Raw genomic sequence first — 15,267 nt, 5'->3', positions numbered from 1 at the left:
ATGGCCGGGACCCTGAAGGTCAGCGTCGTCTCCGCGAACGCCGAGGTGTGGTCCGGGGAGGCGAAGCAGCTCACGGCTCGCACGGTCGAGGGCGAAATCGGCATCCTCGCCGGCCATGAGCCGATGCTCGCGATCCTCGCTACGGGCGAGGTGCGGGTCACGGCCGTGGACGGCACGCGTCTCATCGCGCAGGCCGACGACGGCTTCCTGTCCGTCGAGAACGACGTAGTGACCGTGGTCGCGCGTCAGGCGTCGCTGGTCTGACACACGGCCGCGTGTCGCGGCACCGAAGGGGCTGGACGATCATCGCGATCGCTCGGCCCTTTCGTCGTGAGATCCCTGTCCCCGAGTGCTCGAAGGAGTTCCGTGCACGTCCTACTCCCACCGTCCGAGACCAAGCGGGACGGTGGCACCGAGGCATTCGCGCTCGAGTCGCTCGCTTTCCCGGAGCTTCAGGCGATGCGGCGCGCACTCGCGGATGCGGTGATCGCTCTGGCTTCGGACCGCGAGCTCTCGGCCAGGGCTTTGAAGCTCGGACCGCGTCAGCTCGGCGAGATCGACCGTAATGCCGCGCTCGCCAGGGCCCCCGGGCTCCCTGCGGTAGACCGGTTCGACGGGGTGCTCTTCGACGCTCTCGACGCGCGCAGCCTCGAGAGGGGAGCTCGGGAGGCGCTCGGACAAACCGTCATCGTGCAGTCCGCCCTCTGGGGGCCTGTCCGCGCGCTCGACGCGATCCCTGCTTATCGCCTGTCGCACGACTCTCGCGTCCCCGGGTTCCCGCTCAAGCGCTGGTGGGCGGCGGAGGCGGGACGGGTGCTCTCCACTCTCGACGGTCTTGTGCTGGACCTGCGCAGCGAGGCCTATGCTGCGCTCGGGCCGGTTCCGCCGGGCGAGGGGCGCTTCTTCGTGCGGGTGCGCTCGCGCGGCGCGCAGGGGGAGCTGCGCTCGCTGAACCACTTCAACAAGCAGGGCAAGGGCCGCTTCGTGCGCGCGCTGGCGGAGGACGGGCTGGCGACGGACTCGCTGGATGTGCTCGCGACGTGGGCGGAGGGGCGAGGCTTCTCTCTCTCCGAGAACCGCGAGACCGGCGAGCTCGACCTGGTGGTGCCGGAGGCGTAGTGCTCACGGTCGACGCCAACAGCCCGTGAGGTGGTCGTCGACGACTCCTGCCGACTGCATCAGCGCGTAGGCCGTGGTCGGCCCGACGAAGCGGAGCCCGATGCCCTTGAGCGCGCGCGCCAGGGCCACCGACTCGGGCGTCGAGGCCGGCACGTCTTTCACCTCGAGGACGCGGTGCGCCTGTGCCGGGTCGTGGAACGACCAGACCAGCCGGTCGAGCGCTCCCTCGCCCTCCTGATCGATGAACGCGAGGACGGAGCGGGCGTTGTCCCGCGTAGCGGTGATCTTCGCCCGGTTACGAATGATGCCGGTGTCCTCCATCAAGCGCTCGACATCGTCGTCATCGAATCGGGCGACGAGCGCCGGATCGAAGCCGGCGAACGCCTCGCGGAACTGCGGGCGCTTGCGGAGGATCGTGATCCACGAGAGCCCGGACTGGAATGCCTCGAGCGAGATCTTCTCGAAGAGCAAGCGGTCGCCGTGCAGCGGAGTACCCCACTCCTCATCGTGGTAACGGCGGTACTGCGCGTCCGCCCCACTCCATGCGCAGCGGAGGAGGCCGTCGTCGCCTCGGGTCAGCCCGTCGCCGACGCTCATCGGTGCGGGATCCCCTCGTGCTTCAGCAACCACGCTTTGGTGGTGATGCCCTCGCCCGCGCTGAAACCGGTGATGCGGCCGTCGCTGGCAAGCACCCGGTGGCAGCCGATGATGATCGGTACCGGATTCGCGCCGACTGCGCTGCCGATCGGTCGTCCCGCGCGCGGACGACCGGTGGCTGCGCCTAAAGCCCCGTAGGACGTGATCTCGCCGAAGGAGAGCGCCTGGAGGCGCCCCCAGACCTCGAGCTGGAACGGTGTGCCGTGAAGAGCGACGGGCAGGTCGAAGCAGCGGCGTGCTCCGCCGAAGTACTCGTTGAGCTGCTCGACCGCCCGCTCGAGCACCGGCAGCTCCGACTCCGGGAGGTGCTCGTGCGGGAGCCGGCCGGCCTTCTCGATGGCCAGCGAGACGATCGAGGCGCCGTCGGTGCCGACCTCGATGCGGCCGAGTGGGCTGGTGGTGCGTCGCACCTGGAGGGGAGTCGTTCTCATGGGTCGAGAGTATCCGCGCGGCCGGGGCCCGACCGGCGGGAATCGGACACCGGTGCAGAGCTCGCGGTATTCGTGGCTGTGGAGGGACGTTCTCCCGGATCGGACGCGGAGGAGGGGGGCTTGGCGACGCCGACGTCGATTCCTCCCTCCACAGGCGCCGATCAGGCGATTCGTCCGACGTCCGCGGAGGATTCAGCCCACGGCGGTGCAGCGGGTCGGCAGGATCGCCGCATGACCTCCTCAGCCCTTACCTCGACACCTGTTCCCGCCGCCCTTCCCTTCGTTCAGTGGGCCGATGCCGCACCGCTCCCCACGGCGTTCGCGGTCAGCCGTCCGCGGCCGAGCCCCGGCCCGGGGAGCCTCGTGCTCGTTGCGCTGCGCGCGGGTTTGCCGGTCGGCTCGCTCCGCTTCGCGTTGACGGGCGCCGGTCCCGAGCTCGTCGCGGGGGCCTGCCTCGGAGCGCTCGGCCGCTTCGGCCGCATCCAGCGCGCGATCGCACTGGTGCGACCTGACGAGCCCGATCCGGAGGCGAGCGCCCGCCTCGTCGTGGCGCTTCGTGAACGGGCGCGGAGCCTCCCCGCGCTGTCGCTGCGAATCGCCGTTCTCCCTCGTCCGGGCCGGGAGCAGGGCTTCGGTGAGACCGGGCGCGAGGACACGCGAGCGGTCGTGGCCGCCGTCGACCGGCTTCTCGACCGGCACCCGGATGCAGCACTGCCGCGGGTCCTGCTCCTCGCCGTGGACGATCTCGTCCGCCGGGCGCTCCGCGACCAGGACGCTCGGGCGAGGCCCGCGGCGCTGGCCGCGCTCATCGTCGCGGTGCAGAGCACTCGCGGCGCGGACCGCCTACTCCTGCTGGCCCGTGGGGGAGCGGAGGTATCCGCGGGATCGCTTGTCCCCCTGCTCCGACGCGCCGCAGCCGCCGCCCCCGTGAGCGAGCGAGCCGGTGTCCTCGTCGTGCTCGCCCGGCTCCTGGCGGGCGACGGGCAGGCTGCGCAGGCCCGAGATCTCGCGAGTCAAGCTGTCGCACTCGACCCGCACCACCTCGGCGCGCGTCGTCTCGCGTCCGCCCTCGCCGCCGAGCGGCAGGAGCGCGCGGCATGAGGACTCTAGAGACGCGACCAGGCCTCGGTCAGCACGGCCCGCAGGATCTGCTCGATCTCATCGAACTCCTTCGGACCGATTGTCAGCGGAGGAGCCAGCTGCACGACGGGATCCCCGCGGTCGTCCGCACGGCAGTACAGACCAGCATCGAAGAGCCCCTTCGAGAGGAATCCGCGCAGCAGCCGCTCCGACTCGTCCTCGTCGAACGTCTCCTTCGTCGCCTTGTCCTTCACCAGCTCGATGCCGAAGAAGTAGCCGTCGCCGCGCACGTCTCCGACAATCGGCAGGTCGAGGAGCTTCTCGAGTGTCGAGCGGAAGACGGGCGAGTTCTCGCGGACGCGTTCGTTCAGACCCTCCTCCTCGAAGATGTCGAGGTTCTCGAGCGCGACTGCTGCCGAGACGGGGTGCCCACCGAAGGTATAACCGTGCGGGAACACGACCTGGCCGTGTCGGAAGGGCTCGTAGATCCGATCGCTCACGATGGTCGCGCCGATGGGGGAGTAGCCGCTCGTCATCCCCTTGGCGCAGGTGATCATGTCCGGAACGTAGCCGTACTCGTCGCAGGCGAACATGCGGCCGATGCGACCGAACGCGCAAATGACTTCGTCCGAGACCAGCAGCACGTCGTGCTTGTCGCAGATCTCACGCACCCGCTGGAAGTAGCCGGGAGGCGGCGGGAAACAGCCGCCCGAGTTCTGCACGGGTTCCAGGAACACGGCGGCGACCGTGTCCGGCCCCTCGAACTCGATCATCTCCTCGATGCGATTGGCGGCCCAGAGACCGAATGCCTCCAGATCGTCGCCGTGCTCGGGCGCCCGGTAGAAGTTCGTGTTGGGCACGCGGAAGCCGCCCGGGACCAGCGGCTCGAACATCGACTTCATACCGGGAATGCCGGTGATGGCAAGGGCTCCCTGCGGAGTGCCGTGGTAAGCGACCGAGCGCGAGATCACCTTGTGCTTGCCGGGCTTGCCCTGCAACTTCCAGTAGTGCTTGGCGAGCTTGAAGGCGGTCTCGACGGCCTCGCCTCCGCCGGTCGAGAAGAAGACGCGGTTGAGGTCGCCCGGCGCGTAGTCGGCGAGGCGGTCGGCCAGCTCGATCGCCGAAGGGGTGGCGTACGACCACAGCGGGAAGAACGAGAGTTCCGAGGCCTGCTTCGCCGCCGCCTGCGCCAACCGGCGGCGGCCGTGGCCCGCATTGACGACGAAGAGGCCGGAGAGGCCGTCGAAGTACTTGCGTCCAGTGCTGTCCCAGATGTGGTGGCCCTCGCCGCGCGTCACGATCGGGACGCCCGCTCCGGAGTCCATCGTGGACTGGCGGGTGAAGTGCATCCAGAGGTGGTCCTTCGCCTTCTTCTGCAGCGAGGCGTCATCGATCCCCCCTGGTGCGTCGGTTCCGCGGACGGGATCGCCCGACTCGAGGCCGGAGGTCGAAAAAGCTGTCTCGGTGGTCATCGGTTACCGCGTTCCCCAGTTGTAGAACTGCTTGTGAAGCTTGAGATAGACGAAAGTCTCGGTCGAGAGGACGCCGGGCAGTGCACGGATCTCCTGATTGAGCAGGGCGATCAGGTCGTCGTCGTTCTCGCAGACGACCTCGGCGAGGATGTCGAAGGATCCGGCCGTCAGGACGACGTAGTCGACAGCGGGGATCGAGGCGAGCCGATCGGCCACGTCCCGGGTGTCGCCCGTGACGCGAACGCCGATCATCGCCTGGCGGTAGAAGCCGAGCTGCATGGGATCCGTCACCGCGACGATCTGCATGACTCCCGATTCGGTGAGTTTTTGCACCCGCTGCCGCACGGCCGCCTCGCTCAGGCCGACCGCCTTGCCGATCTCGGCGTACGAGCGCCGCCCGTCAGCCTGCAGCTGCTCGATGATCGCCTTCGAGACCTCGTCGAGCTGAATGGGACGCTGAGACGGAGGGCGGGAAGGGCTCATGCGGTGATTCTGGCAGTCGAGAAGGGGGTGGGCAAGTGAATCCGCATCCGCCGAGGTGCCGCAGCGGTGGAATCGGTGGTTCGAGGGGCGGTCGGGCGATCGGTCGGGCGGGCGATCGAGAGTGCCATCTCTCGCGCGTGACGAACCGTGGCGCGACGGCCGTCACCCCCTTGGTCGAGAGCCGGCAGCGACTAGCATCGGGAGGCGGCTGCGTGCCGGAAGGCACGAGCGATCCGGACAGCCCGACGGCTCGTGACCGGACCGGGCGGGAGCGAGGAGACGCGATGACGCAGATCGGCCGCAGCCGTGCATCCGTCACTGTTCCCGTCTCGGCCTGGACCTCGGACACCCCGTCCGCCGAGGTGACCCTCGGCTGGGCTGCTCGCACCGAGACCGGCCTCGTCCGCAGTGCGAATGAGGACAGCTACCTCGCCAAGAGTCCCGTCTTCGCGGTGGCCGACGGCATGGGCGGGCACGCGGCCGGAGAGGTCGCCAGCGACGCTGTCGTCTCGCGCCTCTCGACTGCGGCCCTGGGCGCAACCGTCGGGGCGGAGGAGATCGACAGGGCGCTGCGCGAAGCCGTCGGGGACATCGCCCGGCAGTCGCACACGGCCGACAGCGGCACCGGCACCACGGTAACCGGTATCGCGCTGACCGCGATCGGCGGCGAGCCCTACTGGTCCGTCTTCAATATCGGCGACTCTCGCGTCTACCTCAGGGTCGCCGGCAGCCTCGTGCAGCTCACCGTCGACCACTCGATCGTCCAAGAGTTGGTCGACGCGGGCCTGATCACGCGAGACGAAGCGGACGTGCATCCGCACAGCAATATGATCACCCGCGCGGTCGGCTTCCACGAGGCGCCCATTCCCGACTACCGCCTGGTCCCCGTCCTCGCGGGATCGCGCCTGCTGATCTGCTCCGACGGACTCACGAAGGAGCTCACCGACGCAGGCGTCGGCCACCTGCTCGCCGGGACGTACTCCGCACGGGAGGCGGCCGATGCGCTGGTAGACGCGGCACTGAGCAACGGCGGGCGCGACAACGTCACCGTGATCGTCGTCGACGTCCTCGCCGTCACCGGCGACGAGGAGACGGGCATCCCCATCTGAGACGAGATGGCGTGCACCGCCGCCGGCCGGTTCGCGTCGGGATCGGGCGGCTCAGGGGTCCCGGCGCTCGGGCTGGGTACGATGGGGAGAGGAAGGGCGTTCTCGGTGATCTGCAGCACGTGTGGCTCCACTCTCGCTCCCGGGGCGATTCTCTGCGGCGAGTGCGGTTCGTCGGTGGCGGCGCATGCCACGACGGGTGGCTTCCGGCCCTCCTCCTCCGGCGACACGACGGTCCTGGACCCGTCCCGTCGTGCCTGGCTGCCGGGCCTGGCCCCCAGCAGGCATCGGCGCCCCGCCCCCGGCGCTCCGATGGCGCCGCCCTCGCAGGGCCTCGTGCGCCTCGATTTCGCCACCGGGCAGCACGCGATCGTCACCGGCAACGGCCTGATCGGACGCCAGCCGCTGCCCGACCCCAACGAGACCTTCCGGCACATCCTCGCGATTCCCGATCCGTCTCGCTCGCTCTCGAAGACCCACCTCGAGTTCGGCTTCGACGAGGGCGGGCTCTGGGTCCGCGACCGCTGGTCGGCGAACGGCTCGATCCTGGTCGCGCCGACTCAGGCGCCGCTCCCGCTCGAAGCCGGCCGGCGGTACCGGGCGAAGCTCGGCAGCCGGATCCTGCTCTCCTCCGTCGAGATGGCCGTCGAGCGCGTCGACGGCTCCGCTGGCGGGTCGGGGCGCCCGAGCGTCACCCGCTGACCGTATCGGCGCTCGGGAACCGAATCAGTGGTGTCCACGTCGTCCGGGTGCGGATGTCGTGACGATCATGTTTCCGGATGAGTGTTCTCCTCCGTTCGCCGTGACAGGCGGACGAGCGCTGTGCCAGTATTTCCCCACATTCGGCCCTCGAGGTCCGAGCCTCGACGCAGTCAGGAGCCCCCGCTATGACCCGTCCCCTCCCGAGGGATCCTGTCCTCCGCCGGGCCATCGCGGTGGCTCGCTCGCACGAGCGCGAGCGCCGGGCGGTCCTCTCCCGTCGAGCGGTCCTCGGCGGTATTGGCCTCGGAGCGAGCACGCTCGCTCTGGCCGCCTGCGCTGCGCAGACCCGCGCCGCTCCGACCGCCGCCGCCGACGGCTCTGCGGGCGACCCGCAACTGGTCTGGGATAACTGGCCCGCCTACATGGACGAGGACGACGACGGGAACTACCCCTCGCTCCAGGGCTTCGAGGAGCAGAGCGGCATCTCGGTCACCTACAACGTCGCCGTCGATGACAACAACACGTACTACGGCAAGGTCAAGGACCAGCTCGCCCTCGGGCAGTACATCGGCGCCGACACCGTCTGCCTCACCGAATGGATGGTGTCGCGGCTGGTCCGTCGCGGCTACGTGCAGGAACTCGACCACGCCAACATCCCGAACATCGCCAATCTCACCCCCTCCCTGGCGAACCCCGACTTCGATCCTGGCCGCAAGCTCTCCCTCCCGTACCAGGCCGGATTCTCGGGGATCTGTTGGAACAAGGAGAAGCTGCCCGACGGCCTGTCCAGCATCGACGAGCTCTGGGACCCCTCGCTCCGAGGCCGGGTAGGCGTACTGAGCGAGATGCGCGACACGATCGGGCTGATCATGCTCGCGCAGGGGACCGATATCGCCGGCTCCTGGGGCGACGACGAGTACATGAACGCGATCGATGTCTTCCGCGAGCAGGTCGATGCCGGTCAGATCCGCAACATCAAGGGGAACGCGTACCTCAACGACCTGCAGAACGAGGACACCCTCGCGGCGATCTGCTGGTCCGGCGACGTCACTCTGATCAATGCCGAGGCCGGCGACAAGTGGGAGTTCGCCTTCCCCGATTCGGGCGGCGCGCTCTGGAACGACACCTTCGTCGTGCCCATGGGCTCCCAGCGCAAGGCGAACGCCGAAGCCCTGATGAACTACTACTACGAGCCCGAGGTCGCCGCCGAGGTGGCTGCCTGGGTCAACTACATCACCCCCGTGGATGGAGCGAAGGACGTCATGGAGAGTATCGACGCGGAGCTGGCCGAGAACCAGTTGATCTTCCCCGACGAGGACACGCTCGCACAGGCGCACGTGTTCCGCACCCTGACCGCCGCGGAGGAGAAGGAGTACCAGGCCGAGTTCCAGAAGGTACTCCTGGGCATCTGATGGCGATCGGGACCTTCGCCGAGAGCGGCGCCGACCTCCAGCTGGTCGGGATCAGCAAGCAGTACCCGGGTTTCGCCGCCGTCGACTCGCTCGACCTCACCATCCCGGCGGGCTCTTTCTTCGCGCTGCTCGGACCCTCCGGATGCGGCAAGACGACGACGCTGCGCTTGATCGCGGGACTCGAGGAACCGTCGGCCGGGCAGATCCTCATCGGCGGTCGCGACGTCACCGAGACCAAGACCTACCAACGGCCGGTCAACACGGTGTTCCAGTCGTACGCGCTGTTCCCGCACCTGTCGATCCTCGAGAACGTCGCCTTCGGGCTGAAGCGGCGGAAGATCGCCGACCCGGTCGGCAAGGCGCACGAGGCGCTCCGGCTGGTCGAGCTCGACCACCTCGCCCAGCGGCGCCCCGCGCAGCTCTCGGGCGGCCAGCAGCAGCGGGTCGCCCTGGCCCGAGCCCTGGTCAACCGGCCGGCGCTGCTCCTGCTCGACGAACCGCTGGGCGCTCTCGACCTCAAGCTCCGCCGCCAGATGCAGCGTGAGCTCACGTCGATTCAGCGGGAGGTGGGCCTCACCTTCCTGCACGTCACGCACGACCAGGAGGAGGCCATGACGATGGCCGACACGGTGGCGGTGATGAACAAGGGCCGCATCGAGCAGATGGGGGCGCCGGAGGAGCTCTACGAGTTGCCCCGCACCGCCTTCGTCGCGAACTTCCTCGGTCAGTCCAACCTCTTCACCGGCGAGGTGGTCGGCAGCACCGATCGGGCGATCACGGTGGACGCGGGTGGACACCGCATCGTGGTCCCCACGGCGCGCTGCGCCCGAACGACCGGCGAGATCACCGTGGGCGTTCGTCCCGAGAAGCTGCTGCTGCTGCTGACGCAGGAGCCGCCGACGAGTTCGGATCGCACCGTGCTCGGGCCCGGGCGCGTGACCGACGTCTCCTTCAGCGGAGTCAGCACCCAGTACACGATCCAGATGCCGGGCGTGGGGCCGGTGGTGGTCTTCGCGCAAAACATGGTCTTCGGGCCTGTCGTTGGCGAGGGTACGCAGGTGTGGGTCGGCTTCAGCACCGAGCACGGTTTCGGCCTGGCGGACGAGCCGGGCGCGATCCCGCGCTTCGCGGCGGACGACTCGACCAGCGCCATCGCCGTGCAGCGACGGGGGCTGTTCGCCGGCCGCAGCGGAGCGGCGTAGGCATGGCCTTCGCCGCTTTCGCGACCGGGTCGGCGACCCCGAAGGCCGCACCGGTCCGTCGGCGCTCGAGCGTCGCGCTGATCCTGCTGCTGCCGGGCATTGCCTACATGCTGCTGTTCTTCCTCGCACCGCTCATCTCGCTCGTGCTCACCTCGTTCCAGGCCGAGGTGCCGGACGGCGACATCGGGGAGTACGCGCCGGGATTCGCCTGGCAGAACTACCTCGCGGTGATGGCGGACTACTGGCCGCACGTGCTCCGCTCCTTCGGCTACGCACTGATCGCGACGGTGCTGGCACTGGTGATCAGCTATCCGCTCGCCTACTTCATCGGCGTCACGGCGCGGCCGTGGCCGCTGGTGCAGAATCTCCTCCTGACGCTCGTGATCGCGCCGTTCTTCATCAGCTTCCTGCTGCGGACCCTGGCGTGGAAGCAGATCCTGGCCGACGAGAGCCCGCTGGTGCAGGCGCTCAAGACCGTCGCGATCCTCCCGAGCGACGGCCACCTCACCGGCACGCCGATCGCGGTGATCTTCGGGATCACCTACAACTTCATCCCGTTCATGACGCTGCCGCTGTACACGACGCTCGAGCGGCTCGACGTGCGGTTCCTCGAGGCCGGCTCCGACCTCTACGCGCACCCCGCCTCGGTGTTCTGGACGGTGACCGTCCCGCTGTCGATGCCGGGCATCGTGTCGGGCACGCTGCTGACCTTCATCCCGGCGGCGGGCGACTACATCAACGCGAGCCGCGACTTCCTCGGCTCATCGCAGACCTCGATGGTGGGCAACGCGATCGAGGCGAACTTTCTCACCCTCGAGAACTACCCGGCGGCGGCCGCGCTCTCGATCGTGTTGATGGCCGTGATCCTGGTCATCGTCGGCTTCTACGTGAAGCGCAGTGGAACGGAGGACCTCCTGTGACCGCGACGGCCGATCGTCCGATCGCCAGCGCCCAGGAGGCGCTCGGTGCACCGGCTCCCAGTCCGATTCGTGGCCGGAGGCGCTTCGGGGGCCTCGGGCTCGGCGTCTACACAGCGCTCGCCCTGATCTTCCTGCTGATCCCGATCGGCTACACCTTCGTCTTCTCGTTCAACGACTCGGGCAAGAGCAATCTCGCCTGGCGCGGCTTCACCCTCGATAAGTGGGTATCGGCGTGGAGCAGCGAGGACGTGATGACCGCCTTCGGCAACAGCCTGCTCGTGGGCGTGATCGCGACTGTGCTGGCGACCGCGCTGGGCACAATGATCGCGATCGCCCTCGTGCGCTTCCGCTTCCGGTTCCGTTCGGCGATCAGCCTGCTGCTGTTTCTTCCGATGGCGACCCCGGAGGTCGTGCTCGGCGCCGGCCTGGCCGCGCAGTTCCTCAGCGTCGGCGCCGAGAAGGGGCTCGTCACGGTCGTTCTGGCGCACACGATGTTCTGTATCAGCTTCGTGGTGGTCACGGTGAAGGCGCGGGTCGCGAGCCTTGACCCGACGCTGGAGGAGGCGGGACGCGACCTGTACGCGTCGCCCCACCAGGTCTTCTGGCGGATCACCTTCCCGCTGCTGCTGCCCGGGATCCTCGCCGCGGCACTGCTCTCGTTCGCCCTCAGCTTTGACGACTTCATCATCACGAACTTCAACTCCGGATCGGTGACCACCTTCCCGAAGTACATCTATATCGCGGCGGCCCGCGGGATCCCGGCGGAGGCGAACGTCATCGCGTCGGCGGTGTTCGTGCTGGCGATCGTCGTCGTGGTGGTCACGCAGGTGTCCTCAGCGGCGCGGGCGAAACGCCTCGCGCGGGAGCAGTAGCACGGGGAGGCGCGAGGGCGCTCAGACGTAGGAGGCGCGGATCGCTCCGACTGGGCGCCCGCCGCCGGAGACGACCGGGTTGAGCCGCACCAGCACCTCGTTCGCCGCGGTGCGGTCCACCGCCTCCGCCTCGACGAGGAGCTTCAGCGCGACCACGGTCGCCGCGCGCAGGCTCCCGTCGAGGATCTTCAGTGCGACGGTGGTGCCGTCCGGTGAGGCCATCACGAGCACGCCCTCGGCACCGAGCTTGGCGACCAGACCCAGGCGCTCGATGACCACCGTGTTGTCGCGGCCCGGTCCATCGATCGCCCAGGCGTTCTCGAGGATCGCGGCGGTGAGCACGCCGGCTTGCCGGTAGAGGCCGAAGGGCGAGGCGGGGGAGGAGGAGACGATCCGCGAGATCCCCTTGGCCAGGGCGGTCAGGGGCAGGGCGTGCACAGGAGCACCGCAGCCGTCGATCCCGGTAGCGACGACGCGCTCGCCCGTCAGGCGCTCGATCGTGTCCACGATGTGCTGCTGCAGCGGATGGCTCCGCTCAAGGTAGTCCTCTGTGCTCCAGTCGTTCTGCACGCAGGCCAGCAGCATCGCCGCGTGCTTACCCGAGCAGTTCATGAAGAGCGCGTCCGGAGTCGCCCCCGCGCGCAGCAGCTGGGCACGGGTCGCGGAGTCGCCGGGCCAGTCGGCCGGGCACTGCAGCGCGGTGTGGTCCAGGCCGGCGCGGAAGAGCAGGTTCTGCACCAGGGCGACGTGCTGGGGAATGCCCGCGTGGCTCGCGGTGGCGATGACCGCCTCCGCGCCGGTCAGCTCGACTCCGGCGGTCATCACCGCGAGGGCCTGGAACGGCTTCAGGCAGGAGCGGGGGAAGACCGGGGCAGTCGGAGCGCCGAGGCTGCGGACGACGCGGCCCTCGGAGTCCAGGAGCACGGCGGAGCCGGCATGGCGGGACTCGACGAACCCGGAGCGCTCGACGACCGCCAGCTCGACGGACTCGGCGACAGTGAAGGTTCCTGCAGGCATCCCCCCATCCTGCCCGATGCGGCGACCGGTCCCGTGCCCGGAAACGCTGAGGGCCACCGGCGAGCGAAGTGTCGCTCCCCGGTGGCTCTCGGTGGATCGCGTCTAGAGAGTGGCGAAGGCGTCGGCGATGACGGACATCGCGTCGTCGAGCAGCTCGTCGGTGAGGGCGAGGCTGGGCAGGAAGCGGACGACGTTGCCGTAGGTGCCGGCGCTCAGCACGAGGACTCCGTGCTGCGCGGCGTAGTCGATGATCGCCTGCACGGCCGCGGTGTTCGGCTCCTTGGTGGTGGCGGCGGTGCCGGGCTGGACGAGCTCGATCGCCATCATCGCGCCGATGCCGCGCACCTCGCCGATGATGTCGTAGCGCTCCTGCAGGCCGCGCAGCGCGGTGCCGAGGCGGGCGCCGATCCGGTCGGCCTCGGCGAGCAGGCCCTCGCGCTCAATGCGCTCGAAGACCGCGACCGCGGCCGCCGCAGCGACGGGGTTGCCGCCGAAGGTGCCGCCGAGCCCACCGGCCTGCGCCGAGTCCATGATCTCGGCGCGGCCGGTCACACCGGCGAGCGGGAGGCCACCGGCGATGCCCTTGGCCGAGAGGACGAGGTCGGGGACGAGGCCCAGGTGCTCGCTGGCGAACCAGGCGCCGGTGCGGGCCATGCCCGACTGGATCTCGTCGGCGACGAAGACGATCCCGTTGGCCGTGCACCACTCCTGCAGCGCGGGCAGGAAGCCCTCGGCGGGGACCATGAAGCCGCCCTCGCCCTGGATCGGCTCGGCGACGAGACAGGCGAGGGCCGAGGCGCCGACCGTCTTGTCGAGGTAGGAGATGGCACGCTGAGCGGCCTCTGCTCCTGACAGGCCGTCGTGGTAGGGGTACGAGCTCGGCGCGCGGTGCACGTCGCTCGCGAACGGTCCGAAGCCCAGGCCGTACGGCAGGGCCTTGAAGTTCATCGCCATCGTGAGGTTGGTGCGGCCGTGGTAGGCGTGATCGAGCACCGCGACGCCGGGGCGCCCGGTGTGCTTGCGAGCGATTTTGACGGCGTTCTCGACCGCCTCCGCACCGGAGTTGACCAGGACGGTCTTTTTGGCGAAGTCACCGGGGGTGTGCTCGGCGAGCAGCTCCGCCACGCGGATGTACGGCTCGTAGGGAGTGACGGTGAAGAGCGTGTGCGTGAGGCGGGCGAGCTGCTGGGCGGCGGCTGCGACGACGGAGTCGTCAGTGTGCCCGATCGTCGTCACGCCGATGCCGGCGCCGAGGTCGATGAAGCTGTTGCCGTCGACGTCGACCAGGATCGCGCCGTGCGCGCGGTCGATGTAGACGGGGAGCGCGGTGCCGACTCCGGTGGGGACGACGGCGAGGCGGCGCTCGTGCAGGGCCCGGGATCGCGGCCCGGGGATCTCGGTCGCGACGCGCCGCTCCTGGGGGACTGCGGACGTGGGAACCTGGGGGGCGAGCGTGTCTGTCATGGTCCTCGAAGTCTACCCGCGGTGCTCCGACACCCAGAGGTCCAGACCGGCGCGAGCGGCCTGATCCACCGCCAGTGAAGGGGAGCCCTGATGACGTCCGAGCACAAGTACGCGGTGTCCGTCGTCTGGGAGGGCGATCGGGGAACCGGCACGAGCGGATACCGCGAGTACGGGCGCCAGCTCACCGTGACGGCACAGGGCCCAGCGCCCATCCTGGCCTCGGCCGACACGCCCTTCCGGGGGGAGGCCGACCGCTGGAACCCGGAGCAACTGCTGCTCGCCGCGCTCGCGCAGTGCCACCTCCTCTCCTACCTGCACGTGGCCGTGAAGAACGGAGTCGTCGTCACCGGCTACTCGGACGACGCGATCGGCGCGATGGTTCACGAGGGGGAGAGCGGCCACTTCACCTCGGTGACCCTCCGGCCGCGCGTGACGGTCGCCGAAGAGTCGATGGTCGAGCTTGCCCAGACGCTGCACGCCGAGGCGTCCCGGCTGTGTTTCATCGCGAACTCGGTGAACTTCCCCGTCGGGCACGAGCCGGAGGCATTCGCGCGCTGACGCTCAGCGGCGCTCGTGCGGGAGCGCACGGCGGATCCGCTCGACCGTGGTCGTCGGCGGTGACTCGTTGTATGCGCCGGCGAGCTCCTGCTCGGAGAGCGCGTGGATGGCGGCCATCACCTCGTCGGTTGCATGCCGGCGGGCCCGGCCGGAGTCGGCCGAGCCGTGCCGCGAGAGGTCCAGCGGTGCGCCGAAGCGGACCGTGATCCGGTGCAGGCGCGGGACCCGCGTGCCGACCGGTTGCAACTCCTGCGTGCCGATCAGGCCCACGGGGACAACCGGCGCACCCGTCGTGAGGGCGAGCCACGCCACTCCGGTGCGGCCCTTGTAGAGACGCCCGTCGCGGGAGCGGGTGCCCTCCGGGTAGACGGCGAACGCCTCATCCCGCTCCAGGATCGCCCGGCCGAGATCGAGCGCCTCCTGAGCTGCCTGGCCCGCGCCGCGCTCGACTGCGACGGCGCCGACGGTCGTGAAGAAGGCCCGCGAGAGGGCGCCGCGCACGCCGGTGCCCGTGAAGTAGTCCGCCTTCGCCAGGAACTGCACGGGCCTTGGCGCGAGCAGGGTCAGGACCGGGGAGTCGATGAAGGAGAGGTGGTTGCTGGCGAGGATCACGCGGCCCTCGGCCGGCACGTTGTCGCGGCCCTGCACGATCGGGCGGTAGACCAGCCGACCGATGCCGCCGAGGGACAGGCGCGCCACGCGCGCGGAGAGGCCGATCCCCGGGGGAGTCGGCCTCTCGTGGTCGTCGTCGATCCGCATTCCGACGAAGATA

Annotated in this window: 17 protein-coding genes; 10 read left to right on the top strand and 7 right to left on the bottom strand. The window is 69.5% G+C overall.

The window, feature by feature from the left end:
• Entirely contained in the window at window positions 1-264 is a 264-nt protein-coding gene (locus A6122_RS08970; protein WP_068253998.1) for a F0F1 ATP synthase subunit epsilon, read from the top strand.
• 102 nt (window positions 265-366) lie between these two features.
• Window positions 367-1,119 (top strand): YaaA family protein, encoded by a 753-nt coding sequence (locus A6122_RS08965; protein ID WP_068253995.1) that lies wholly within the window; start codon window positions 367-369, stop codon window positions 1,117-1,119.
• A 3-nt stretch (window positions 1,120-1,122) separates the two neighbouring features.
• Here A6122_RS08965 and A6122_RS08960 read toward each other — a convergent pair whose 3' ends face one another.
• Entirely contained in the window at window positions 1,123-1,716 is a 594-nt protein-coding gene (locus A6122_RS08960) for a DNA-3-methyladenine glycosylase I (RefSeq protein ID WP_068253993.1), read from the bottom strand.
• Window positions 1,713-2,207, bottom strand: coding sequence for a methylated-DNA--[protein]-cysteine S-methyltransferase (locus A6122_RS08955; protein ID WP_068253990.1), 495 nt, complete (start codon window positions 2,205-2,207; stop codon window positions 1,713-1,715). Before A6122_RS08955 ends, A6122_RS08960 begins: the two co-directional genes overlap by 4 nt.
• A 231-nt stretch (window positions 2,208-2,438) precedes the next feature.
• Between A6122_RS08955 and A6122_RS08950 the strand changes: the two genes are divergently transcribed.
• Window positions 2,439-3,308 carry a hypothetical protein gene (locus A6122_RS08950; RefSeq protein ID WP_068253987.1) on the top strand — a complete coding sequence of 290 codons (870 nt, stop codon included), beginning with the start codon at window positions 2,439-2,441 and terminating at the stop codon, window positions 3,306-3,308.
• A 5-nt stretch (window positions 3,309-3,313) separates the two neighbouring features.
• On the opposite strand, the gene A6122_RS08945 is transcribed toward A6122_RS08950, so the two are convergent.
• Complete coding sequence (locus A6122_RS08945) at window positions 3,314-4,759, bottom strand: aspartate aminotransferase family protein (protein ID WP_068253984.1); 1,446 nt, start codon at window positions 4,757-4,759, stop codon at window positions 3,314-3,316.
• Between the two features lie 3 nt (window positions 4,760-4,762).
• Window positions 4,763-5,242, bottom strand: a complete 480-nt coding sequence (locus A6122_RS08940; protein ID WP_068253981.1) for an Lrp/AsnC family transcriptional regulator — start codon at window positions 5,240-5,242, stop codon at window positions 4,763-4,765.
• Window positions 5,243-5,526: 284 nt separating this feature from the next.
• On the opposite strand from A6122_RS08940, the gene A6122_RS08935 reads away from it, so the two are divergent.
• The 6 genes from A6122_RS08935 to A6122_RS08910 all read left to right on the top strand — a co-directional run bounded on the left by A6122_RS08935 (window position 5,527) and on the right by A6122_RS08910 (window position 11,456).
• Window positions 5,527-6,351 carry a PP2C family protein-serine/threonine phosphatase gene (locus A6122_RS08935; RefSeq protein ID WP_068253979.1) on the top strand — a complete coding sequence of 275 codons (825 nt, stop codon included), beginning with the start codon at window positions 5,527-5,529 and terminating at the stop codon, window positions 6,349-6,351.
• A 105-nt stretch (window positions 6,352-6,456) separates the two neighbouring features.
• On the top strand, window positions 6,457-7,050 hold the full coding sequence (locus A6122_RS08930) for a hypothetical protein (RefSeq protein ID WP_146076659.1): 594 nt from the start codon (window positions 6,457-6,459) through the stop codon (window positions 7,048-7,050).
• Window positions 7,051-7,235: 185 nt separating this feature from the next.
• Window positions 7,236-8,462, top strand: a complete 1,227-nt coding sequence (locus A6122_RS08925; protein WP_084415912.1) for an ABC transporter substrate-binding protein — start codon at window positions 7,236-7,238, stop codon at window positions 8,460-8,462.
• Window positions 8,462-9,664, top strand: coding sequence for an ABC transporter ATP-binding protein (locus A6122_RS08920; RefSeq protein WP_068253973.1), 1,203 nt, complete (start codon window positions 8,462-8,464; stop codon window positions 9,662-9,664). Before A6122_RS08925 ends, A6122_RS08920 begins: the two co-directional genes overlap by 1 nt.
• A 2-nt stretch (window positions 9,665-9,666) precedes the next feature.
• Complete coding sequence (locus A6122_RS08915; RefSeq protein ID WP_068253970.1) at window positions 9,667-10,584, top strand: ABC transporter permease; 918 nt, start codon at window positions 9,667-9,669, stop codon at window positions 10,582-10,584.
• A 65-nt stretch (window positions 10,585-10,649) separates the two neighbouring features.
• The gene (locus tag A6122_RS08910) at window positions 10,650-11,456 is read left to right on the top strand and encodes an ABC transporter permease (RefSeq protein WP_237358270.1); all 807 of its coding nucleotides are present in this window, start codon (window positions 10,650-10,652) and stop codon (window positions 11,454-11,456) included.
• A gap of 21 nt (window positions 11,457-11,477) precedes the next feature.
• On the opposite strand, the gene A6122_RS08905 is transcribed toward A6122_RS08910, so the two are convergent.
• Window positions 11,478-12,473, bottom strand: a complete 996-nt coding sequence (locus A6122_RS08905) for an asparaginase (RefSeq protein WP_068253967.1) — start codon at window positions 12,471-12,473, stop codon at window positions 11,478-11,480.
• 102 nt (window positions 12,474-12,575) lie between these two features.
• On the bottom strand, window positions 12,576-13,937 hold the full coding sequence (gene gabT, locus A6122_RS08900) for a 4-aminobutyrate--2-oxoglutarate transaminase (RefSeq protein WP_068253964.1): 1,362 nt from the start codon (window positions 13,935-13,937) through the stop codon (window positions 12,576-12,578).
• Window positions 13,938-14,027: 90 nt separating this feature from the next.
• On the opposite strand from gabT, the gene A6122_RS08895 reads away from it, so the two are divergent.
• Window positions 14,028-14,495: an OsmC family protein gene (locus tag A6122_RS08895; RefSeq protein ID WP_068253961.1), complete on the top strand. Its 468-nt coding sequence runs from the start codon at window positions 14,028-14,030 to the stop codon at window positions 14,493-14,495.
• 3 nt (window positions 14,496-14,498) lie between these two features.
• On the opposite strand, the gene A6122_RS08890 is transcribed toward A6122_RS08895, so the two are convergent.
• Window positions 14,499-15,254, bottom strand: a complete 756-nt coding sequence (locus A6122_RS08890; protein ID WP_068257381.1) for a lysophospholipid acyltransferase family protein — start codon at window positions 15,252-15,254, stop codon at window positions 14,499-14,501.
• Between the last annotated feature and the right edge of the window lie 13 nt (window positions 15,255-15,267).

This window comes from Rathayibacter tritici, from assembly GCF_001641005.1.
Taxonomy (GTDB): Bacteria; Actinomycetota; Actinomycetes; order Actinomycetales; family Microbacteriaceae; genus Rathayibacter; species Rathayibacter tritici.
Note: the sequence above shows the minus strand (reverse complement) of the source record. Positions and strands in the feature narration are given on the sequence as shown.

Bases quoted from the DNA above. Each gene is read 5' to 3' on its own strand.
- A6122_RS08970 (WP_068253998.1), top strand. From the start codon at position 1: ATGGCCGGGACCCTGAAGGTCAGCGTCGTCTCCGCGAACGCCGAGGTG.
- A6122_RS08960 (WP_068253993.1), bottom strand. From the start codon at position 1,716: ATGAGCGTCGGCGACGGGCTGACCCGAGGCGACGACGGCCTCCTCCGC.
- A6122_RS08955 (WP_068253990.1), bottom strand. From the start codon at position 2,207: ATGAGAACGACTCCCCTCCAGGTGCGACGCACCACCAGCCCACTCGGC.
- A6122_RS08950 (WP_068253987.1), top strand. From the start codon at position 2,439: ATGACCTCCTCAGCCCTTACCTCGACACCTGTTCCCGCCGCCCTTCCC.
- A6122_RS08945 (WP_068253984.1), bottom strand. From the start codon at position 4,759: ATGACCACCGAGACAGCTTTTTCGACCTCCGGCCTCGAGTCGGGCGAT.
- A6122_RS08940 (WP_068253981.1), bottom strand. From the start codon at position 5,242: ATGAGCCCTTCCCGCCCTCCGTCTCAGCGTCCCATTCAGCTCGACGAG.
- A6122_RS08935 (WP_068253979.1), top strand. From the start codon at position 5,527: ATGACGCAGATCGGCCGCAGCCGTGCATCCGTCACTGTTCCCGTCTCG.
- A6122_RS08925 (WP_084415912.1), top strand. From the start codon at position 7,236: ATGACCCGTCCCCTCCCGAGGGATCCTGTCCTCCGCCGGGCCATCGCG.
- A6122_RS08920 (WP_068253973.1), top strand. From the start codon at position 8,462: ATGGCGATCGGGACCTTCGCCGAGAGCGGCGCCGACCTCCAGCTGGTC.
- A6122_RS08915 (WP_068253970.1), top strand. From the start codon at position 9,667: ATGGCCTTCGCCGCTTTCGCGACCGGGTCGGCGACCCCGAAGGCCGCA.
- A6122_RS08905 (WP_068253967.1), bottom strand. From the start codon at position 12,473: ATGCCTGCAGGAACCTTCACTGTCGCCGAGTCCGTCGAGCTGGCGGTC.
- gabT (WP_068253964.1), bottom strand. From the start codon at position 13,937: ATGACAGACACGCTCGCCCCCCAGGTTCCCACGTCCGCAGTCCCCCAG.
- A6122_RS08895 (WP_068253961.1), top strand. From the start codon at position 14,028: ATGACGTCCGAGCACAAGTACGCGGTGTCCGTCGTCTGGGAGGGCGAT.
- A6122_RS08890 (WP_068257381.1), bottom strand. From the start codon at position 15,254: ATGCGGATCGACGACGACCACGAGAGGCCGACTCCCCCGGGGATCGGC.